The organism is Pseudomonas sp. TE4620 (genome assembly GCF_056279045.1).
In genome coordinates this window covers 5,333,338-5,353,115 of the sequence record NZ_JBWBQO010000001.1, presented here as the reverse complement: position 1 = coordinate 5,353,115, position 19,778 = coordinate 5,333,338, and the positions used below count along the sequence as shown (strand labels likewise).

Sequence of the window (19,778 nt, the reverse complement as noted above, 5' to 3'; positions counted from 1 at the left end):
CACTGATGGGAGCGGCGGTGCGGCGACCCGACTTGCCCCGCGATTGATCAGCCCTGCCAGTTACCGCCTTCGACAATCACGCTCTCAGGCTTGGTGTCATCGCTCAGTTCCTTGCGCACATACTGGTCATACAGCTTGAGCAGGTACTTCTGCTCGCCCAGGCGCGCCAGTTCGGCGTTGACCCAGTCGCGCAGCTCGATGTTGCCCTTCTTCACCGCCGGTGCAATCGGCGCTTCCTCACCGAGTTTTTCTTCCAGCACGCGGTAGCCCGGGTTCTGTTTCGACCAGCTGAACAGGATCAGGTTGTCCTGGGCATAGGCATCACCACGACCACTGGCCAGGGCCTGCAGCGACTCGGTGTTCTTCTCGAACTTGAGCAGCTTCCAGTCCGGATGGTTCTTGGTCAGCCAGATATCGGCGGTGGTGCCGGTGGTGACGATGGTGGTCTTGTCGGCCAGGTCATCGAGTTTTTTCACGCTGCTGCCTTCCGGCACCAGGGCCTGCACGGCCACCCGCAGGTTGGGGTTGGTGAACTCCACCGCTTCCTTGCGCTCCGGGGTCACGGTCATGTTGGCCAGGATCAGGTCGACCTTGTCGCTTTGCAGGAACGGAATACGGCTGGCAGGCTCGACCGCCACGAACTCGACCTTGTTCTCGTCGCCGAGCAGGTCCTTGGCAAACTGGCGGCCGATGTCGGTATCAAAACCGACATAGCGCCCGGCCTCATCGACAAAGCCGAATGGCGGCTTGTCGGTGAAGACGCCGACGATCAGCTTGTCGCGGGCCTTGATGGTTTCCAGGTAGCTGGTGGCTGGGGCGGCGCCAGCGGCGGCCGGCTTGCCCGGTTCTTCAGCCTTGTTGCAGCCGGCCAGCAAGGCCAGGCCGAGTAGGGACAACAGCAGTTTCGACGTCTTGGCAGTTTTCATGACAATTCCTTTGCGGGTGTTTTGGGCAGGCTTTCAACAAAGGAGAATTTCTCCAGGAACTGCTGCGCGCGTGCGCTCTGCGGGTTCGTAAAGAAGCTCTCGGGGTCGCGCTGTTCAAGGATCCTGCCGGCCTCCATGAACACGATGCGGTCGGCCACCGCGCGGGCGAAGGCCATTTCATGGGTGACGATGAGCAGGGTCATGCCGTCGCGCGCCAGGCCCTGGATTACTTGCAGCACTTCCTTGACCATTTCCGGGTCGAGCGCTGCGGTGACTTCATCGAACAGCATCACTTGCGGGTTCATGCACAGCGAGCGGACGATGGCGATGCGTTGCTGCTGGCCCCCGGAAAGCTGGCGCGGGAAGGCGTCGCGCTTGTCCAGCAGGCCAACCCGGGCCAGCAGGGCTTCGGCCTGGGCCTGGGCCTCGCGGCGCTCGCGCTTTTGCACCTTGAGCGGGCCGAGCAGCAGGTTGTCGATCACCCTCATGTGGCCGAACAGGTGATAACTCTGGAACACCATGCCGACCTGCTGGCGCACCTGGCGCCAGTCGGTGCCAGGCGTCAGCAGCTCTTCACCGGCCAGGCGCAGGCTGCCGCTGTGGGCGCTTTCCAGGCCATTGAGGCAACGCAGCAAAGTGCTCTTGCCGCAGCCGCTGGGGCCGAGGATCACCACCACTTCACCGCTGCGCACCTGCAGGTCGACGTGGTCGAGCACCTGCTGCTCGCCGAAGAATTTATTGAAGCCCTTGAACTCGATCAGTGCGCTCATGCGTGTGTCCAGCGACGCTCCAGCGCGCGCGAGGCGGCTGACAGCGGGTAGCAAATGAAGAAGAAGAACAGGAACAGCGCGCCGTAGATCAGCACCGACTCGTAGGTGCGTTCGATGATCTGCTGGCCGACCTTGATCACATCGACCACGCCGATCAGCACCGCCAGCGAGCTGGTCTTGATGATCCGCGTGTAGATGTTGATGGTCGGCGGGGTCATGCGCTTGAGCGCCTGGGGCAGCAGCACGTAGCCATACAGCTGCGCGCCGGACAGGCCGATCGACAGCCCCGCTTCACGCTGCCCGCGCGGCAACGACTGCAGCGCCCCGCGCACCACCTCGCCCACTTCGCTGGCGCCCCACAACGACAGCACCAGCACCGCACACCAGAAGCTTGGGATGCTCACGGCAAAGAAAATCGGCAGGCCGAAGAACAGCAGGTACAACCAGACCAGCACCGGAATCGCCCGGAACAGCTCCAGGTAGATGCGCAGCAGCAGGTTCACACTGCGTTTGCCCAAGGTCGCCAGCACGCCGTAGAGCACGCCGCCGAGGGTGGCAAAGAGGATGCTCAGCGCCGAAATCGCCAGGGTTTGCGCAGCGCCCTTGCCCAGTTGCGGCAAAGACACCAGCAACAACTCAAGACCCGAACTGGCCATGTTGCAGCCTCCGTTCCAGGCGGCTGAGCAGCAGCGACAAAGGCAGGAACAACAGCACGCAGATCAGCGTCAGCACCGCGAGCATCTCGTAAGTCTTGTAATACAGGGCGATGTAGCTCTTGGTGGTGTAGAGGATCTCTGGCACCGCCACCGCCGAGACCACGGTGGTTTCCTTGAGCAAAAAGATGAAGTTGGCAAACAGCGCCGGCAGGCTGAGGATCCCCGCCTGCGGCAGGATCACATGGCGCAGCAACTGGCCTTCCGACAGGCCGATCGAGCGGCCGGACTCCAGTTGCGCCACCGGCACCGCCTCGACACCGGCGCGCAGCACCTCGGTGAGGTAGGCGCCGCCGAGGAAGGTCATGGTGATGATCGCCGCGGCGAACCCGGAAATCTTCAGGCCCAGTTCCGGCAAGGCGAAGTAAACGAAGAACAGCTGGATCAGCAGCGGCGTGTTGCGCGCCAGCTCCACGTAGAGTTTGACCAGGCGCTGCAGGTACGGCGTGCGGTAAACCAGAATCGCGGCGTTGACCAGCGCCACCAGCAGCGAAGTACCGATGGCGATCAGGCCGACTTGCAGTGTGACGCCCACCGCCTTGAGAAAGGCTGGCAATGTGCTAAGGATAAAGGCGAAGTCGAAGCTCATGGAGTGAGCCTCGGCAGACGATGACGATGCGACATGGACAGGATCTCGGACCGGCCCGAGGGTAAACGGGCGGCTCTACACAGGGGTTGTCAGTGCGGGTGAGCACAATAGGTAGACTCTAAAGGTATAAAAATATTTCTTTAAATACCTTTATTGCATATTGATATCACCCAAACAGCTAACCTGCGAAATCCTTGGCGGTGACGGGATCTTTCTGCTGAAAATGCCATCCAAGCGCTGTCGACCCATCACACCAACAAGGAAGACAAAGGATGAATAGCGCCCCCACTCTCGATGCAAAAGAACTGATCAAGTGGCTGACGGCATTGCGCCGGGCGGTCAATGCGGGGAATTGAAAGCACTGTGGGAGCACGGTTGACCCGCGATGCGATTTGACTGGTAGATCGCATCGCGCAAGCCCGCTCCCACAGGATGTGTGTGTGTGTAGCCTCTTAGAACGCCGGCAGTACCGCGCCGCTGTATTTCTTCTCGATGAAGGTCTTCACTTCAGGGCTGGTCAGGGCCTTGGCCAGCTTCTGGATGGCGTCGCTGTTCTTGTTGTCCGGACGGGCCACCAGGAAGTTCACGTACGGCGAGTCGGCGCCTTCGATCACCAGGGCGTCCTTGGCCGGGTTCAGGCCGGCTTCCAGGGCGTAGTTGGTGTTGATCATGTCCAGGTCGACCTGATCGAGCACACGCGGCAGCATGGCCGATTCAAGCTCGCGGAACTTCAGCTTCTTCGGGTTCTCGGCGATGTCTTTCGGGGTCGCCAGGGCGTTCTTCGGATCCTTCAGGGTGATCAGGCCAGCCTTCTGCAACAGCAGCAGGGCACGACCGCTGTTGCTGCCTTCGTTAGGAATGGCAACGGTAGCGCCTTCCTTCAGTTCGCTCAGGCTCTTGACCTTCTTCGAGTAGCCGCCGAAGGGTTCGACGTGCACGCCGATCACGGTTTCCAGGTGGGTGCCTTTGCCTTCGTTGAAGTTCTTCAGGTACGGCAGGGTCTGGAAGTAGTTGGCGTCCAGGCGCTTCTGGTCGACCTGCACGTTAGGCTGCACGTAGTCGGTGAATACCTTGATCTCCAGGTCCACACCTTCCTTGGCCAGGGTCGGCTTGATCAGCTCGAGGATTTCCGCGTGCGGTACCGGGGTAGCGGCAACTACCAGCTTCTCGCCCGCCTGGGCAAAACCTGCAACCGACAGAGCGGCCGCCAGAGCAGTCAACAACAGAGCCTTTTTCATGCGCAGTCCTTATTCGAATACATGGCCATCGGGCGACGGCGAAGATGGGGGTTGCCAGCACTTTGCTAGCTGGCTTGAAGCGGACAATACCTAGATTTTTTATACCAGAACAATATCTTTTATTTTGCTGCTTATGCCATTTTCAACGGACGCCGCCATGCACCCCATACATGGCATCAGGCAGCGGGTTGCGTCAGACGCAACAGAGTCTTCTCCAGCAATTGTTGCAGAGCACTGCGCTCACCCGGCTCACCAAGGCTCAGAAGCTGCTCCAGCTGGCTGGCCAGAGCGCTCAAGGGTGTCGGCAGGTTCAAATGCTCGGGGAGGATTTCTTCACCGCTGCTGACCAGCAGGGCAAAGTGAATGACGTTCTCAAGCTCACGGGTATTGCCCGGCCAGCTGTGCAGCTCCAATACCCGCTGCGCCGCTTCGCTGATCAACGGCACCGGCAGGTTCAGGCGCGGGCTATAGATACCAACGAAATACTCGGCCAACGGCAGGATATCGCCGACCCGTTCACGCAAGGCCGGCAGCTCCAGCTGGCCTTCGCGCAGGTAGTGGTACAGGCGGTCGTGGAACTTGCCGGCGCTCACCGCCTCGGCCAGGTCGATGCTCGAGGCGGCGACCAGGCGCACGTCCACCGGGTTTGGTTGCTGGGCACCGACGCGGGTGACTTCGCGGTTTTCCAGCGCCGAGAGCAGCTTGATCTGGATCGGCAGCGGCAGGTCGGCGATTTCGTCCAGGTACAGGGTGCCGCCGTTGGCCGAGCCGAACCATCCGGCCCGGCTGCTGGCCGCGCCGCTGTGAGCACCGGCGCTGTAGCCAAACAACTCGGCGTCGGCATAGGTCGGGCTGATCGCCCCGCAGTTGACCGAAACAAACAAGCCGCCGCGATCACTGGCGCGATGAATCTGGCGGGCCAGCAATTCCTTGCCAGTCCCGGTTTCGCCGCGGATCAGCACTGGCAGGGCCAGGGGCGCTAGCAGCTCGAGCTCTTCGCGCAATTGCCGCGACCGCGGATCGACGAACACCAGCGCCTTGGCGCGGATGCTCAGCGGGCTCTTGTCCAGCTCGGGAAACGTCAACAAAGGCTGGCCGAAGGTGTCGTGATTACTCATGGCAAACTCCCGCCCTTGGCGCTTTCCGGCCGGGCGTTCGAATCAAGGCAAATAGTCAGCGCCTGAAGCTCAGGCGCGGCGTAGAGCGTGCTGTTCCAGACGGTTCTGCAGGCGGTACAGGTAAGCGAAGCCCTGCTCCCAGCGACGGTGCCCGGACTTGACGTTGATATGCCCGGCACCGGCCAGAAAACCGGTCTCGGCGCCCCAGGCACGGGCCAGCTGCATGGCCCGCGGGACACTGACAGCCGGGTCGTTGTCGGAGCTGACCACCTGGCTTGGGAACGGCAGCAGCAGCTGCGGAATCGGTGCAAAGTTGCGCAGTGCCGGCGCACAGGTCGGCCGCTCGACGTCAGCCGGCGCCACCAACAAGGCACCGCGTACCCGGCGCAACAGGGTAGCGCTGGCTTGCGCGGCCCAATGGGCAACGGTGATGCAACCCAGGCTGTGGGCGATCAGGATCACCGGCGACTCATCGGCGGCCACCGCTTGCTCGAGAGTTGCGACCCAGTCCTGGCGCTGCGGGTTCAACCAGTCGGCCTGCTCGACCCGGGCGCTGTTGGGCAGCACCTGCTGCCAGTGGGTTTGCCAATGCTCGTCTGGCGAACCTTGCCAGCCCGGCACAATCAGGTAACGGATCGACTCGTTGCGCATGGAACGCCTCCTGCTGCGTTTGCGTGCATGAGGCCAAGTATAGGGGGGTGGTTATATTCGTAAAGGAATAAGAAGCTATTTATTAATAACCAAAATATAAATTTTCCATAAAAAAAGGGACCACCCCCTGCCGAAGGACCGGTCCCTGAAGCATTGCCTGAGAGATGTTGCTCAACGGGCGGTGATCACCGACAACTTGGTGATACCGGCACGTTCGATCGAGGCCATGGCGCGCGCCACCTCCCCATAATTAACGCCATCGTCGGCCTGCAGCTGTACGCGCAGCTCCGGGTCTTTGGCCTTGGCCGCCTGCAGGTTGGTTTCCAGCAGATCCGGCTGGATCTCGTCCTTGTTGATAAACAGCTTGCCGCCGCCGTCGATGCTCACCACCAGCGGATCCTTCTGTTCCACCGGAGCCACGGCCTCGGTCTTGGGCAAGTTGATCGGGATGGCGTTGGTCAGCAGTGGCGCGGTGACGATGAACACCACCAGCAGCACCAGCATCACGTCCACCAGCGGCGTCACGTTGATCTCGCTGAGTACTTCGTCACTGTCCTGGGTCGAGAAGGCCATATCAGGATGCCTCCTTCACTTTCTGGGTGTGCTGGCCAGCGGCGGCCTTGTAGGCAGTCGGGTGCACCAGTACCCGGAACGCGCTCTTCTGCGCCAGGCTGTAGAAGTCGTGGGCAAAGTCATCGAGGTCGGCGGCGGTCAGCTTCAGGCGGCGCAGGAAGTAGTTGTAGACCAGCACCGCCGGCACCGCGACGGCGATACCGACGCCGGTGGCGACCAGCGCCGCACCGATCGGCCCGGCCACGGTTTCCAGGCTCGCCGAACCTGCGGCGCTGATGCCCTTGAGCGCTTCCATGATGCCCCAGACGGTGCCGAACAGGCCGATGAAGGGCGAGGTGCTGCCGATACTGGCGACTACCGCCAGGCCGGTTTCCAGCGAGCGGCGCTCACGCACGATCTGCTGGCGAAGGGCACGTTCGAGGCGGTCCTGATGGTTGATCGCCTGGCTCAGGTCGCTGGCTTGCTGGCCTGGCTCGCCGACCGCGATAGCGGCGTAACCGGCCTGGGCGACCCGGGCTGCGGCGCCGGGTTGTGCATGGCTGAGCTCGGCAGCGGAATCCAGGCTTGAAGCCGCCCAGAATTGTTTGTGAAAGCGTTTGTCCTGGTTCTTCAGGCGCACGAACTGCACGCCCTTGACCAGGGCCAGGCCCCAGGTGACGACGGAGAAGCCCACCAGCAGCCAGATCACCGCGCTTTCGATGGATTCGAGGGGGGATGCCAATACAGTCATGATCAATACTCTCTTCTGTTAGCGCGAATTAGCGGATCTTGAAGTCGATGGGTACGCTGACCCAGCCGTCCTGGGCCACGTCGCCCTGCTTGGCCGGGACGAAGCTCCAACGCTTGACCGCAGCCAGGGCGGCGTCGTCGAGCTGCTGGCGGCCACTGCTTTTCTGAATCTGGATGTCACCCGGCTTGCCGCTGGCCAGTACCCGCACCCGCAACAACACCGTGCCTTCCCAGCCGCGACGCTGGGCCAGCGACGGGTACTCCGGCGCCGGGTTCTTCAGGTACGCGGCGTTGGCCGACGCCGGGGTCACCGGCGCTGGTGCCGGCGGTGCCGGGGGCGCTGGTGGTGCTGCCGGTTGTGGCGGTGCGGGCGGTTGCTCGACCGCCTTGGGCGCAGGCTTGGGTACCGGTTTGGGCACAGGTTTAGGCTTGGGCTTGGGTACCGGCTTGGGCGCAGGCTTGGCGGCCAGCTCATCAACCACCGGTGGCGGCGGCTCGACCACTGCCGGTGGCGGTGGCGGTGGCGGCTCGACGGCCGGCGGCGCTGGCTGGGAAAACTCGATGGTCATCGGCGGGATTTCCGGCGGCACCACCGGCAACACCGGGGTCGGCGCCTGGCTCACCCAGTACGCCAGCGCACCGTGCAAGGCCAGGGCAAACACCCCGAGCAGAATCTTCTCCCGACGGCTCAGCGCGCTTTTCGGCGTGCTTTGCAGACGCAACTGCGCCAGCGGCAACCGCAGCGGGCGACCGAGGTCGACCAGCTCGCCGCTCGGCGACTGGCGCCAAAGCACATCGTGAGCACTGGCGGCGGTCTGGACATTACCCATTGATCAACTCCTGGGACGTGAGTGCGTTTCGTCGAAGGCAGGTCAATTGCCTTCGCTGGGTTGGATCATCAACTTCTGTTACTTATGTCTTAAAGTAATTTTTAAGGTTATGGATAGAACCAAAACACATATATAAATGAGCCGAACCGCTCTAAGCCGCGCCCTTCAAGGGCTGGCGCCAACGCCCTGAAACGCCATGCCTGCAGGGCATGAAAAATATTCGCCAAAGGCATCGAAAAACGCCGTTTCAGAAGTCGTAGCGGCCGGTCACACCCAAGGTCCGCGGGGTACCGAGCAGGCCCTCATAGCCGCCGTTGGCCGCGCTCCAGAGGGTGGTGTAGTAGGTTTTGTCAAAAGCGTTCTTCAGCCACAGCGAGACATCCCACTGGCCCTGGCCAAGGTCACCACGCAGGCCGGTGGAGAGGTTGACCACGGCGTAGCTGGGGATTTGCGCGAAGTCAGAGTCCTCGACCGTGCCTACGGCCTTGGAGCGGAAGGCGTAACTGGCGGTGAGGTAAGGTTGCAGGCCGTTGTCCAGATCCCACTGGTACTGGCCGTTGGCGTTGGCGATCCATTTCGACGCGCCGACTACCTGGTGGCCACTGAGGTCGCAGGCCGCCGGCGCCCCCGGTTGCAGGGCGACTTCCGGCGCGCACGGGGCATCCTTGTAAGACAGATACCGCACGTCGTTGTAGGAGCCGTTGATGTTCAGGGTCAGGCCACGTACCGGGATCAGCGTGCTTTCCAGCTCCACCCCGCGTGAGCGCACGGAGCCGGCATTGGTCAGATACTGCACGCGGTTGGCGTCGTCGTAGGCGTTGGTCTGGTAGCCGTGCACCTCGGTCCAGAACAGGTTGGCGTTGAGCTGCAGGCGACGGTCCCAGAGGGTGCTCTTCAAGCCCAGCTCGGCGTTGTTGGCGCGCTCGGTGCCGATCAGCAGCGAGTCGGCGCCGGCAACCGGGGCGGTACCGACCGCCAGGTTGACGCCACCGGACTTCTCGCCGTGGGACAAGGTGGCGTAGCCAAGCAGGTCATCGCTGAAGCGATAACTCAGGTTGAGCAAGCCCGAAGGGCTGGTGCTGTACTGGTTGAGGTCGCCCGAGTCATAAGCACCCACCCGGCCCTGGCGCGCGGTTGCCGCAGCGCCTGCAACCGCCGCACCACCGACGGGCGCGGCGCGATCGACCCAGGCGCTTTTCTCCTCATAGGTGCCGCGTACCCCGGCAGTGAAATCCAGGCGCTCGGTCAGGTGCCAGGTGCCCTGGGCGAACAAGGCAAAGCTGTCAGTCTTGATATGGCCCTTGCCGACGCTGCTGACATTGGCCAGAGCCCCGGCTGGCGTACCATTCCAGATATCCGCCTGGGGCCCGTAATGGACGAAGGATTTGTTGTCCAGGTCGGAGCCGAAGTAATAGGCACCCAGTACATAGTCGAAGAAGCCGCCGGTTGGCGAGGCCAGGCGAAATTCCTGCGAGTACTGTTTATCACGCACCGACACCCCGGCGTTGTAGGCCGCCGGCACGTTCAGGCCATCATCGTTGCGCGGGGTGAAGTCCCACCAGCGGTAGGCGCTTACCGAGGTCAGGGTGAAGTCGTTGTCCAGGGTCCAGTTGGCTTCCAGGGAAGTCCCGCCCTGGAACACCGTGACCTGCTGATCGTCATCGAGGTTGACCTTGCGCTTGCTGCCATCGACCAGCGTCGCCCCGGCCGCCTGGGCCCGCGCTTCATAGCGGTTGACGCCATTGATGGTCGGCCCGGTGCTGTACAGCAGGCGAGTGCCGGCGCTGGAATCTTCTTCGTTGTAGTCGCCGATCCAGCGCAGGTTGAACTGCTCGTTGGGCTTGTACAGCAGCTGGCCGCGAAAGCCCTGGCGCGAACCGCCGTTGAGGGTATGGCCGTCGAATTCGTTCTTGATGTCGCCATCGTTGCGCGTGCGGTAGGCCGAAATGCGCCCGGCCAGGGTCTCGCTCAAGGGCCCGGACAGGGTGCCCTTGGTCTGCAAGTAGCCATCCTCGCCCACCGAGGTTTCGATGCTGCGCTCGGGGGTGAAGCTCGGCGCACGGGTGCTGATGTTGATCACCCCGGCGGTGGTGTTCTTGCCAAACAGCGTGCCCTGCGGGCCGCGCAGCACTTCCAGTTGCTCGATGTCCATGAGGTCGAACACGGCCATGCCCGGGCGGCCGAGGTAGACGTTGTCCAGGTACAGGCCGACGCTGCCTTCCAGGCCGTCGCTGGCCGGGTTGTTGCCCAGGCCGCGAATCGACACGCTGGACTGGCGCGCGTGCATATAGGCGACGTTGACGCTGGGCACCAGCTGCTGCAGGTCCTGAATGCGATACACCCGCTGGCTTTCCAGGGCCTGGCCGTCAAGCACGCTGATCGGCGTTGGCACATCCTGGGCGCTCTCTTCGCGGCGCCGGGCGGTGACGGTGACGGTCTTGAGCTGGCTGTCGCTGGCCTTGACCTCAGGCTTTGCCGAGTCGGCGGCCTGAGCCGGCAACCAGTGCGCGCTGCCAGCCAGCAGCAAGGCCAGGGGCAGGCGCTGGAGCCGCCGTGAAGACAAGGGTGCAGCGCGAAGGGTCGGGCTCATGGGCGGCTCCTGGCAAAGGAATTTATATTCCTTTAAGTTATTTATTTATGATTCGACATACATTTACTGCATAAGAGATTGCCTTTATAAGGAGTGCACCAGAGGCAGAGCAAATGCATTTGCCCGATACTTTTTATGTGAAAAATGCATATAGACCTGCGCCAACTCCGCCACCTGATTGCCCTTGCCGAGCACCGCAGCTTCGTCGCCGCGGCGACCGCGGTGAACCTCTCGCAATCGGCCTTCAGCCGCAGCATCCAGGCCCTGGAGCACAGCGCCGGCTGCCAGTTGGTGGACCGCTCACACAAAGAACTGCCACCGACCAAGCAGGGCCTGGTGGTGCTCGAACACGCGCGCCGGCTGATCAGCGGCGCGCGCCAGTTGAGCAACGAGATCAGCCAGTTCAATGGCCTGGAAGCCGGCGAACTGCGCTTCGGCTGCGGCCCGGCGCCCGCTGCGGGCCTGGTGCCACGGGCAATTGGCGGCTTCATCGGCCGCTACCCCAAGTCGCGGGTGCAGTTTCAGGTCGATGACTGGCAGAGCCTGAACAAGCGCCTGCTGGCCGAGGAGTTCGAATTTTTCGTCGCCGACACCCGCAGCTTCGAGGCCGACCCGCAATACCAGACCCTGCGCCTGCGGCCTCGACGCTGGCATTTTTGCTGCCGCGCCGGGCACCCGCTGGCGGCGCTATCGAGCGTCAGCGCCGAGCAACTGTTGCACTACCCCTTGGCCGTCACCCTGCGCCCACCCAACCTGCGCAAGGTGATCGCCGACCTCAGCGGCCGCCCGGATTTCGTCGCCAACGTCGAGTGCGAGAACAGCTACAGCCTGCTTGGGGTGGTGCTCAGTTCCGATGCCATCGGCATCTGCGGCGCCTACAGCGACGCCCTGCACAACGCCAACGGCAAACTGGTGCGGCTGAGCATCGATGGCCTGGCGGACGACTGCGAAGAGCTCTACACCCGCTACGGCATCGTCAGCCAGGCGCGCCTGCGCCTGTCGCCGCTGGCCGAGGCGATGATCGAACAGATCATCCTCACTGATCAGGCCGACCGCGCCCTCGACGCCTGCAACCTGGAGCAACTGGCGATCTGAGCCATTGCGCAAAACGCATCGACTGCATTCGGCAAATGCGCTTGTGATGCGCGCCCCGGGCGGCGAAAACAGTCAGCTGAAATCTGCCCAGGTGACTGCCATGCCCCACCCCACTGCCGTGCGCAACGTGCTGTACATCATGTGCGACCAACTGCGTCGCGATTACCTCTCGTGCTATGGCCACCGCCATCTGCACACGCCGAACATCGACCGCCTGGCCGCCGCCGGGGTGCGCTTCAGCCGCGCCTACACCCAGGGCACCATCTGCGGCCCGTCGCGGATGTCGGCCTACACCGGGCGTTATGTCAGCAGCCACCAGGTGGCCTGGAACGGCGTGCCGCTGCCGCTGGATGAACTGACCCTCGGTGACTACCTGCGCCCTGCCGGCATCCGCACCGCGCTGGTGGGCAAGACCCACGCCACGCCGAACCAGGACGCCTTGCAACAGCTGGCCATCGACCCGCTGATGGCCGAGCAGCTCAACGAGGTGGGGTTCGAACCGGTTGCCCGCCACGATGGCATCTTCCCCGACGACCCGCTGTTCGCCGACAAGCGCGAAAGCGCGCCCTACACCCGCTACCTGCGCGACCACGGCTTTACCGGCGACAACCCCTGGCACAGCTGGGCCAATGCCGCCGCAGGCGAAAACGGTGAAATTCTCAGCGGCTGGCACATGCGCAACGCCGACCTGCCCACACGCCTGCCCGAGCAGCACTCCGAGACGGTCTACAGCACCGACCGCGCCATCGACTTCATCCAGGCCCAGGGCGAGCAGCCCTGGTGCCTGCACCTGTCGTACATCAAGCCGCACTGGCCCTACATCGCCCCGGCGCCTTACCACGCGCTGTACAACGCCAGCCAGGTGCAGGCGCCGATAGCTGTTCAGCCAGGCAACGACCATCCGGTGTATGTCGCGTTCCGCCAGCACCAGGAAAGCCTCAACTTCTCTCGCGAAGAAGTGCGCCTGAAAGTGATCCCCACCTACATGGGCCTGATCAAACAGATCGACGACCAGCTCGGGCGCCTGTTCGATGTGCTGCAAAGCAATGGCCGCTGGGATGACACCCTGATCGTGTTCACCAGTGATCACGGTGATTTTCTCGGCGACCATGGCCTGGGTGAAAAGGAGTTTTTGCTAGAGCCTGCGGTGGGCGTACCGCTGATTGTGCGTGATCCACGGGCGGCGGCGGATGTCAGCCGCGGCACGGTGGATGAGCGATTGGTTGAGACCATCGATGCGCTGCCGACCTTCCTCGACGCGCTGGGGTTGCCGAGTGCCGAGCATCGGCTGGAGGGGCGTTCGCTGATTCCGCTGTTGCATGGCACCGCCAGCGCCTGGCGCAGCTATGCCATCGCCGAATACGACTACGCCTTTCAGGCCCCGGCCCGCGAGCGCCTGGGCCAGCCGATCGACCTTTGCCGGATGACCATGGTGCGCAGCGAGCGCTGGAAGTACCTGGCCTATGACGGCTTTCGCGCACAGCTATTCGACCTGCTCAACGACCCGCAAGAGCTGCACGACCTGGGTGCGGACCCGGCCTATGCCAGCGTGCGCGAAGCCCACCAGGGTTATCTGTTCGAATGGCTCAGGAGCTTGAAGCGGCGGACCACCATCAGCCATGCCGAGATCGAGCGGCGTGGGCAATGGTTTCGCTATGGCGAACCGCGCGAGGACAGCGTGGTGAAGATCGGGGTGTGGTAGGGGCTGCTTTGCAGCCCATCGCTGGCAAGCCAGCTCCCACAGGGTTCAGTGTATGCAGTACCTGTGGGAGCGGGCTTGACCCGCGATGAGGCCCTCAGATATTGGCCACTTTCTGCCAGACCTTGGGCTTGAAGAACAAGGTCTCGCCACGCGCCAGACCGCTCAGGCTGTCATGGTCCTTGACCACCTCGGCCTCGATCAGCTCGCTCTGCCCTTCGACCTTCAAGGTCACCCGGGTCGTCGCCCCCAGCGGACGGATATCGCGCACCTGCGCCGCGTGATGGCCCTCGATCTCGTGACGCGACAGCGACACTTCATGCGGGCGGAACATCACGTGCTGGCCTTCGCTCAGGTGCAGGCGGTTGGAATCGCCAAGGAAGTGATAAACGAAGTCGCTGGCCGGGTTCTCGTAGACCTCGCCCGGCGAGCCGATCTGCTCGATCACGCCCTTGTTCATCACCACGATACGGTCGGCGACTTCCATGGCCTCTTCCTGGTCGTGGGTAACGAACACCGAGGTCAGGTTGATGTCTTCGTGCAGGCGCGCCAGCCAGCGACGCAGCTCTTTGCGTACCTTGGCATCCAGGGCACCGAACGGCTCGTCGAGCAGCAGTACCTTGGGCTCCACCGCCAGGGCGCGGGCCAGGGCGATACGCTGGCGCTGGCCGCCCGACAGTTGCTCGGGGTAACGGTCGCTGAGCCAGTCGAGCTGGACCATGTTCAGAAGCTCGTGGACCTTCTCGGCAATCTTGCTTTCGTTCGGGCGCTCGCCCTTGGGCTTCATGCGCAGGCCGAAGGCGACGTTGTCGAACACGCTCATGTGGCGAAACAGCGCGTAGTGCTGGAACACGAAACCGACGTTGCGATCACGCACATCGTGGCCCGAGACATCTTCGCCGTGGAAGACGATGCTGCCCTGGTCGGGGGTTTCCAGCCCGGCGATGATCCGCAGCAGGGTGGTCTTGCCGCAGCCGGACGGGCCGAGCAAAGCCACCAGCTCGCCGCTGTGGATATCCAGGTTGATGCTGTCCAGAGCCTGGAAAGCGTTGAAGCGCTTGCTGACGTTACGAACTTCGATCGACATGAATTATTCCTCCGCCGCGTTATGGCGCAGACGGTTAATACGGGACTCGCTCCACTGCTTGAGCAGCAGGATGAAGAGCGCCAGGATCAGCAACAGGCTGGCGACGCTGAAGGCCGCAACGTGGTTGTATTCGTTGTAGAGAATCTCGACGTGCAGCGGCAAGGTGTTGGTGACCCCGCGAATATGCCCGGACACCACCGACACCGCACCGAACTCGCCCATCGCCCGCGCGGTACACAGCACCACGCCGTAGATCAGGCCCCATTTGATGTTGGGCAGGGTCACGTGCCAGAACATCTGCCAGCCGTTGGCGCCGAGCAGGCGCGCGGCCTCCTCTTCCTGGGTGCCCTGCTCCTGCATCAGCGGGATCAGTTCACGGGCCACGAACGGCACGGTGACGAAGATGGTCGCCAGAACGATACCCGGCAAGGCGAAGACGATCTGGATGTCGTGATCCTGCAACCACGGCCCGAACAGGCCCTGGGCGCCGAACATCAACACATAGACCAGGCCCGCGATCACCGGCGACACCGAGAATGGCAGGTCGATCAGCGTGACCAGGATGCTCTTGCCACGGAAGTTGTATTTGCTCACACACCAGGCAGCGCTGACCCCGAACACCAGGTTCAGCGGCACCGAGATGGCCACGGCGATCAGGGTCAGCTTTAACGCCGACAGGGCGTCGGGCTCGAAGATCGCCTCGAAGAACGTGCCCAGGCCCATTTTCAGGCCCTGGGACACCACGATCACCAGCGGCAGCAGCAGGAACAGGGCGAAGATCAACCAGCCAAGGCTGATCAGGATACGCCGTGAAGTGGCGCTGCCACGGCGGGCGGCATTGGCCGAAGCGGCCGCGCCAATAGAAGTCGCAGACATGGACGTGGCCTCCTTCAAGGGGTTTCGATGCGCCGCTGCAGCAAGTTGATCAGCAGCAACAGGATGAAGGAAACCACCAGCATCAACACGCCGATGGCGGTGGCGCCGGTGTAGTCGTACTGGTCGAGCTTGACCATGATCAGCAGCGGCAGGATTTCGGTCTTCATCGGCATGTTGCCGGCAATGAAGATCACCGAACCGTACTCGCCAACGCCACGGGCAAAGGCCAGGGCAAAGCCGGTCAGCCAGGCCGGCAACAGCGCCGGCGCCAGCACGTAGCGGAACACCTGCAGCGGCTTGGCGCCCAGGCAGGCGGCGGCCTCTTCGACTTCACGGGGAATGTCAGCCAGCACCGGCTGCACCGTGCGCACCACGAACGGCAGGGTCACGAAAGTCAGCGCCAGGGTGATGCCCAAGGGGGTGTAGGCGATCTTGAAACCGAGGTCGGTGGCGAACTGGCCGACCAGGCCGGCTGGTGCGTACAGCGCGGTCAGGGCAATGCCGGCAACCGCAGTAGGCAGGGCGAACGGCAGGTCGATCATCGCATCGATGATCTTGCGCCCGGGAAAGGTGTAGCGCACCAGCACCCAGGCCAGCAGGGTGCCGATGATGCCGTTGATGATGGCAGCGTAGAGGGCAGTGCCGAAGCTCAGCTTCAGCGCCGCAAGCACCCGCGGGGCACTGACGATGGCCCAGAACTGCTCCCAGGTGAGCTGGGCGGCATGTATGAACATGGCGGCCAGCGGTATCAGCACAATCAGGCTGAGGTACACCAAGGTGTAGCCCAGCGTCAGCCCGAAGCCGGGTATGACGGGGGAAATACGACGTGACATAAAGGTCCCTGGTTGAACGCACGAAGCCCGGGACGAATCCCGGGCCCATGCTGGCTACTGAACGGCGATTATCCTGCCGGGCATCACTGCGCCGTGTAGATCTGGTCGAACACGCCACCATCGTTGAAGAACTTGGGTTGGGCAGTTTTCCAGCCACCGAAGTCTTTGTCGATAGTCACCAGGTCCAGTTTAGGGAACTGCTTGGCGTATTCGGCGGCGACTTTCGGATCACGCGGACGGTAGAAGTTCTCGGCGGCAATCTTCTGCCCGGCCGGGCTGTACAGGTGCTTGAGGTACGCCTCGGCGATCTGCTCGTTGCCCTTTTTCTGCGCGTTCTTGTCGACCACCGCCACTGGCGGCTCGGCGAGGATCGACAGCGACGGCACGACGATGTCGAACTTGTCGGCGCCACCGTCTTCCTTGAGGGCCAGGAAGGCTTCGTTTTCCCAGGCCAGCAACACGTCACCCTGACCGTTGTTGACGAAGGTGATGGTCGAGCCACGGGCGCCGGTGTCCAGTACCGGTACGTGCTTGAACAGCTCTTTCACGTACTCCTGGGCCTTGGCTTCGCTGCCGCCGGCTTTCAGGCCGTAGGCCCAGGCGGCGAGGAAGTTCCAGCGGGCGCCGCCGGAAGTTTTCGGGTTCGGGGTAATGACCGAGACGTCCTTCTTGATCAGGTCGCCCCAGTCCTTGATGCCTTTCGGGTTGCCCTTGCGCACCAGGAAGACGATGGTCGAGGTGTACGGGGTGCTGGCGTCCGGCAGGCGGGTCTGCCAGTTGTCCGGCAGGGTCTTGCCAAGCTTGGCCACTTCGTCGATGTCGCCGGCCAGGGCCAGGGTCACCACGTCGGCACGCAGGCCGTCGATCACCGCGCGGGCCTGCTTGCCCGAACCCCCGTGGGACTGCTGGATCTTCACCTTGTCGTCCGGGTGAGCCTGCTGCCAGTGCTTGATGAACTCGGCGTTGTACTGCTGATACAACTCGCGGGTCGGATCATAGGACACGTTCAGCAGTTCGTAGTCCTTGGCGATTGCGGAACCGGCAAAAACGGCGCTGGCGAGTGCAGCCAGGGCATAACGGCGGATGGACATGGTGAAGCTCCCGATTGGCGTATTTTTCTAATTAGGTGGCGCGATAATCAGCTGGGCTTGTTGCCGGGGTTCTGCAGGCGGAACTTTTCCTTGCGTTCGATCTGGACGACCTGGGCGTTGTGCACGGTGATTTCCACCGCGCCAAACCGCAGGTCGCGCAGGGCGCTCTGGATTTCGCGCAGAATGGTGGCTTCGTCCTGACCGTCAACGCTACGCAGAGATGCGCTCATGCTCGTGCTCCTGTGATATGGGTGCCGTGCAGTGCGTGAGGGGGAGCGACTGCGCCTGGCTTGAGGGCAATCTTAGGGGGGCGCGAATATTCTTAAAAATACTATTTAAGAATTTTTATATAACTGAAATAGAGTTTCGCGGGACAAGTCGGATCGCCGCCCCGCCGCACCTGCACTTGTAGGAGCGGGCTTGCCCCGCGATAGGGCCCTCAAGCCCAGCGCAATTGCTGCGCCGGCACCGGCCGGCCAAACCAGTAGCCCTGGCCCAGCTGGCATTGCTGCTCCAGCAGAAAGCGCGCCTGCTCGGCCTGCTCGATACCCTCGGCATGCACCAGCATGCCCATGCTCCGAGCCAGAGCAATGATCACCCGGACGATCGCCACATCGTCTTCATCACAAGGCAAGCCGGCGACAAAGCCCTGGTCGATCTTGAGCTTCTGCACCGGCAGGCGCTTGAGCCGCAGCAGCGACGAATAACCGGTGCCAAAGTCATCGATGGCCAGGCGCAAGCCCAGTTCACGCAAGCGATGCAGTTGCTCGAGCGCCACCTCGGGGTCTTCCATCACCGCGCTTTCGGTCACTTCCAGCTCCAGCAGGGCGGGGTCCAGCGCAGTGTCGTGCAGCACCTGCGCGACCTGCTGATAGAGGTCGCGATGGCCAAACAGACGGCTGGATATATTCACCGCGACAAACTCCAGCGCCCGCCCCTCGGCCTGCCACTTAACCATCTGCAGGCAGGCCTGGCGCAGCACCCAGGTGTCGATATCGGCAATCAGCCCGGTGCGTTCGGCAATCGGGATAAACTCCCCGGGCGGCACCAGCCCGCGCTGCGGATGCTGCCAGCGCACCAGGGCCTCGACGCCAATCATCTTGCTGCTGAACAGGTCGTGCACCGGCTGGTAATAGACCCGCAGCTCTTCCTGCTCCAGGGCGCGGCGCAGCTCACCAGCGGTTTCGACCCGCTGCTGGGCATGGGCGGTCAGCTCCTCGGTGTACAGCGCATAACCGGCGCGCCCGCAGGTCTTGGCCTTGAACAGCGCCGAGTCGGCATTGCGCAGCAATTGCTCGGCGCTCAGGGCGTCGCTGGGGAACAGGCTGATGCCGATGCTGACGCTGATGAACAGGCGCTGGCGGTCGACTTCGAACGGCGCCTTCATGCCGTCGATGATGCTCTGGGCCAAGGCCGCGGCCTGGCCGACCTGCGGGCAGTTCTCGGCCAGCACGGCGAACTCGTCACCGCCCAGGCGCGCCAGGGTCACGCCGTTGCCCAGCAGCGCCTTCAAGCGCTCGCCGACCACCTTGAGCAACTGGTCGCCGATGTTGTGACCGAGGCTGTCGTTGATGCTCTGGAAATGATCGAGGTCGAGCAGCAGCAAGGCGCAACCGCGCTTGTTGCTCTGCGCTGCGGCCAGGGCCTGCTGGGTGCGGTCGTTGAACAGCAGGCGGTTGGGCAGGTCGGTGAGCGGATCGTGATGGGCAAGATAGGCCAGCTCGCGCTCGGAATGCTTGATCGCGCTGATGTCGCTGAATACCGCAACGTAATGGCTCAACTCGCCGCTGTCATCGCTGATGGCGCAGATGGTCTGCCATTGCGGATACACCTCGCCGCTTTTGCGCCGGTTCCAGATCTCGCCGCTCCACTCACCCTTTTCGGCCAGGGTGGCGTAGATCTGCTGGTAGAACGCTGCACCGTGGCGGCCGGACTTGAACTTGCTCGGGCGCTGGCCGAGCACTTCGTCCTTGTCGTAGCCGGTGATCTGCATGAACGCCCGGTTGACGTGCACGATCAGGCCATCGCGGTCGGTGACCAATACCCCTTCAAGGGTGCTGTCGAACACCGCCGCCGCCATGCGCAGGCGCTCGCGGTCCTCGCGGCGCAAGCGCACGCCGACGCCAATGAAGTTGAGCAAACGGGCGCGCGAGACAAAAATCAGCAAGGCGCTGCACAGCACCCAGAAGTGCGCGCTGATCAGTTGCCAGCGGGCAATTTGCTCGGGAGCATCGAAAAGACTGTTCAATAATTGATCAGACAGAGCCAGCCACAGTACCGACAGCACGAGGTAGAGCGCCGCCATGCGCATGGCGTCTCGAATGGAAGCAGACATAAGGTCCCGGGCAAACCCACAAAAATTTGTGGGGG

Annotated in this window: 19 protein-coding genes; 2 read left to right on the top strand and 17 right to left on the bottom strand. The window is 62.9% G+C overall.

The window, feature by feature from the left end; all coding sequences use genetic code 11:
• Positions 1-47: 47 nt before the first annotated feature.
• The 11 genes from ACZ9A3_RS24855 to ACZ9A3_RS24805 all read right to left on the bottom strand — a co-directional run bounded on the left by ACZ9A3_RS24855 (position 48) and on the right by ACZ9A3_RS24805 (position 10,727).
• Positions 48-926: a transporter substrate-binding domain-containing protein gene (locus ACZ9A3_RS24855; RefSeq protein WP_045201781.1), complete on the bottom strand. Its 879-nt coding sequence runs from the start codon at positions 924-926 to the stop codon at positions 48-50.
• Positions 923-1,696 carry an amino acid ABC transporter ATP-binding protein gene (locus ACZ9A3_RS24850; protein WP_258595817.1) on the bottom strand — a complete coding sequence of 258 codons (774 nt, stop codon included), beginning with the start codon at positions 1,694-1,696 and terminating at the stop codon, positions 923-925. The genes ACZ9A3_RS24855 and ACZ9A3_RS24850 overlap by 4 nt, the downstream gene beginning before the upstream one ends.
• Entirely contained in the window at positions 1,693-2,352 is a 660-nt protein-coding gene (locus ACZ9A3_RS24845; protein ID WP_093377382.1) for an amino acid ABC transporter permease, read from the bottom strand. Before ACZ9A3_RS24845 ends, ACZ9A3_RS24850 begins: the two co-directional genes overlap by 4 nt.
• Positions 2,333-2,998, bottom strand: coding sequence for an amino acid ABC transporter permease (locus ACZ9A3_RS24840; RefSeq protein ID WP_038997719.1), 666 nt, complete (start codon positions 2,996-2,998; stop codon positions 2,333-2,335). The genes ACZ9A3_RS24845 and ACZ9A3_RS24840 overlap by 20 nt, the downstream gene beginning before the upstream one ends.
• A gap of 452 nt (positions 2,999-3,450) precedes the next feature.
• Entirely contained in the window at positions 3,451-4,236 is a 786-nt protein-coding gene (locus tag ACZ9A3_RS24835; RefSeq protein ID WP_045201774.1) for a MetQ/NlpA family ABC transporter substrate-binding protein, read from the bottom strand.
• A 176-nt stretch (positions 4,237-4,412) separates the two neighbouring features.
• Positions 4,413-5,354, bottom strand: coding sequence for a sigma 54-interacting transcriptional regulator (locus ACZ9A3_RS24830; protein WP_213602761.1), 942 nt, complete (start codon positions 5,352-5,354; stop codon positions 4,413-4,415).
• Between the two features lie 69 nt (positions 5,355-5,423).
• A complete protein-coding gene (locus tag ACZ9A3_RS24825; RefSeq protein WP_258595807.1) occupies positions 5,424-6,005 on the bottom strand; it encodes an alpha/beta hydrolase in 582 nt (193 codons plus the stop codon).
• Between the two features lie 171 nt (positions 6,006-6,176).
• The gene (locus tag ACZ9A3_RS24820) at positions 6,177-6,578 is read right to left on the bottom strand and encodes an ExbD/TolR family protein (RefSeq protein WP_045201768.1); all 402 of its coding nucleotides are present in this window, start codon (positions 6,576-6,578) and stop codon (positions 6,177-6,179) included.
• A 1-nt stretch (position 6,579) separates the two neighbouring features.
• Complete coding sequence (locus ACZ9A3_RS24815) at positions 6,580-7,308, bottom strand: MotA/TolQ/ExbB proton channel family protein (RefSeq protein WP_038997727.1); 729 nt, start codon at positions 7,306-7,308, stop codon at positions 6,580-6,582.
• Between the two features lie 28 nt (positions 7,309-7,336).
• Positions 7,337-8,137, bottom strand: a complete 801-nt coding sequence (locus tag ACZ9A3_RS24810; RefSeq protein WP_045201766.1) for an energy transducer TonB — start codon at positions 8,135-8,137, stop codon at positions 7,337-7,339.
• A 247-nt stretch (positions 8,138-8,384) separates the two neighbouring features.
• Positions 8,385-10,727 (bottom strand): TonB-dependent receptor, encoded by a 2,343-nt coding sequence (locus tag ACZ9A3_RS24805; RefSeq protein WP_476253224.1) that lies wholly within the window; start codon positions 10,725-10,727, stop codon positions 8,385-8,387.
• Positions 10,728-10,871: 144 nt separating this feature from the next.
• Here ACZ9A3_RS24805 and ACZ9A3_RS24800 point away from each other — a divergent pair, with 144 nt between their 5' ends.
• Positions 10,872-11,822, top strand: coding sequence for a LysR family transcriptional regulator (locus ACZ9A3_RS24800; protein WP_476253223.1), 951 nt, complete (start codon positions 10,872-10,874; stop codon positions 11,820-11,822).
• Positions 11,823-11,922: 100 nt separating this feature from the next.
• The gene (locus ACZ9A3_RS24795) at positions 11,923-13,524 is read left to right on the top strand and encodes an alkaline phosphatase family protein (RefSeq protein WP_476253222.1); all 1,602 of its coding nucleotides are present in this window, start codon (positions 11,923-11,925) and stop codon (positions 13,522-13,524) included.
• Positions 13,525-13,618: 94 nt separating this feature from the next.
• Here ACZ9A3_RS24795 and ACZ9A3_RS24790 read toward each other — a convergent pair whose 3' ends face one another.
• The 6 genes from ACZ9A3_RS24790 to dibA form a co-directional block, all read right to left on the bottom strand.
• Positions 13,619-14,608 carry a sulfate/molybdate ABC transporter ATP-binding protein gene (locus ACZ9A3_RS24790; RefSeq protein WP_045201760.1) on the bottom strand — a complete coding sequence of 330 codons (990 nt, stop codon included), beginning with the start codon at positions 14,606-14,608 and terminating at the stop codon, positions 13,619-13,621.
• 3 nt (positions 14,609-14,611) lie between these two features.
• Entirely contained in the window at positions 14,612-15,484 is an 873-nt protein-coding gene (gene cysW, locus ACZ9A3_RS24785; RefSeq protein ID WP_045201758.1) for a sulfate ABC transporter permease subunit CysW, read from the bottom strand.
• A 14-nt stretch (positions 15,485-15,498) separates the two neighbouring features.
• Complete coding sequence (cysT, locus tag ACZ9A3_RS24780; protein WP_010222098.1) at positions 15,499-16,317, bottom strand: sulfate ABC transporter permease subunit CysT; 819 nt, start codon at positions 16,315-16,317, stop codon at positions 15,499-15,501.
• Positions 16,318-16,400: 83 nt separating this feature from the next.
• Positions 16,401-17,408, bottom strand: coding sequence for a sulfate ABC transporter substrate-binding protein (locus ACZ9A3_RS24775; protein WP_093377409.1), 1,008 nt, complete (start codon positions 17,406-17,408; stop codon positions 16,401-16,403).
• A gap of 47 nt (positions 17,409-17,455) precedes the next feature.
• Positions 17,456-17,638 (bottom strand): sulfur starvation response protein OscA, encoded by a 183-nt coding sequence (gene oscA, locus ACZ9A3_RS24770; RefSeq protein ID WP_007941032.1) that lies wholly within the window; start codon positions 17,636-17,638, stop codon positions 17,456-17,458.
• A gap of 209 nt (positions 17,639-17,847) precedes the next feature.
• Positions 17,848-19,743 (bottom strand): phosphodiesterase DibA, encoded by a 1,896-nt coding sequence (gene dibA, locus ACZ9A3_RS24765; protein ID WP_213602765.1) that lies wholly within the window; start codon positions 19,741-19,743, stop codon positions 17,848-17,850.
• Positions 19,744-19,778 lie beyond the last annotated feature (35 nt).

Coding starts and splice junctions, on each gene's coding strand:
- ACZ9A3_RS24830 (WP_213602761.1), bottom strand. CDS start 5,354: ATGAGTAATCACGACACCTTCGGCCAGCCTTTGTTGACGTTTCCCGAG.
- ACZ9A3_RS24835 (WP_045201774.1), bottom strand. CDS start 4,236: ATGAAAAAGGCTCTGTTGTTGACTGCTCTGGCGGCCGCTCTGTCGGTT.
- ACZ9A3_RS24850 (WP_258595817.1), bottom strand. CDS start 1,696: ATGAGCGCACTGATCGAGTTCAAGGGCTTCAATAAATTCTTCGGCGAG.
- ACZ9A3_RS24825 (WP_258595807.1), bottom strand. CDS start 6,005: ATGCGCAACGAGTCGATCCGTTACCTGATTGTGCCGGGCTGGCAAGGT.
- ACZ9A3_RS24815 (WP_038997727.1), bottom strand. CDS start 7,308: ATGACTGTATTGGCATCCCCCCTCGAATCCATCGAAAGCGCGGTGATC.
- ACZ9A3_RS24845 (WP_093377382.1), bottom strand. CDS start 2,352: ATGGCCAGTTCGGGTCTTGAGTTGTTGCTGGTGTCTTTGCCGCAACTG.
- dibA (WP_213602765.1), bottom strand. CDS start 19,743: ATGTCTGCTTCCATTCGAGACGCCATGCGCATGGCGGCGCTCTACCTC.
- ACZ9A3_RS24800 (WP_476253223.1), top strand. CDS start 10,872: ATGCATATAGACCTGCGCCAACTCCGCCACCTGATTGCCCTTGCCGAG.
- ACZ9A3_RS24855 (WP_045201781.1), bottom strand. CDS start 926: ATGAAAACTGCCAAGACGTCGAAACTGCTGTTGTCCCTACTCGGCCTG.
- ACZ9A3_RS24790 (WP_045201760.1), bottom strand. CDS start 14,608: ATGTCGATCGAAGTTCGTAACGTCAGCAAGCGCTTCAACGCTTTCCAG.
- ACZ9A3_RS24820 (WP_045201768.1), bottom strand. CDS start 6,578: ATGGCCTTCTCGACCCAGGACAGTGACGAAGTACTCAGCGAGATCAAC.
- cysT (WP_010222098.1), bottom strand. CDS start 16,317: ATGTCACGTCGTATTTCCCCCGTCATACCCGGCTTCGGGCTGACGCTG.
- cysW (WP_045201758.1), bottom strand. CDS start 15,484: ATGTCTGCGACTTCTATTGGCGCGGCCGCTTCGGCCAATGCCGCCCGC.
- ACZ9A3_RS24805 (WP_476253224.1), bottom strand. CDS start 10,727: ATGAGCCCGACCCTTCGCGCTGCACCCTTGTCTTCACGGCGGCTCCAG.
- ACZ9A3_RS24840 (WP_038997719.1), bottom strand. CDS start 2,998: ATGAGCTTCGACTTCGCCTTTATCCTTAGCACATTGCCAGCCTTTCTC.
- ACZ9A3_RS24775 (WP_093377409.1), bottom strand. CDS start 17,408: ATGTCCATCCGCCGTTATGCCCTGGCTGCACTCGCCAGCGCCGTTTTT.
- ACZ9A3_RS24810 (WP_045201766.1), bottom strand. CDS start 8,137: ATGGGTAATGTCCAGACCGCCGCCAGTGCTCACGATGTGCTTTGGCGC.
- ACZ9A3_RS24795 (WP_476253222.1), top strand. CDS start 11,923: ATGCCCCACCCCACTGCCGTGCGCAACGTGCTGTACATCATGTGCGAC.
- oscA (WP_007941032.1), bottom strand. CDS start 17,638: ATGAGCGCATCTCTGCGTAGCGTTGACGGTCAGGACGAAGCCACCATT.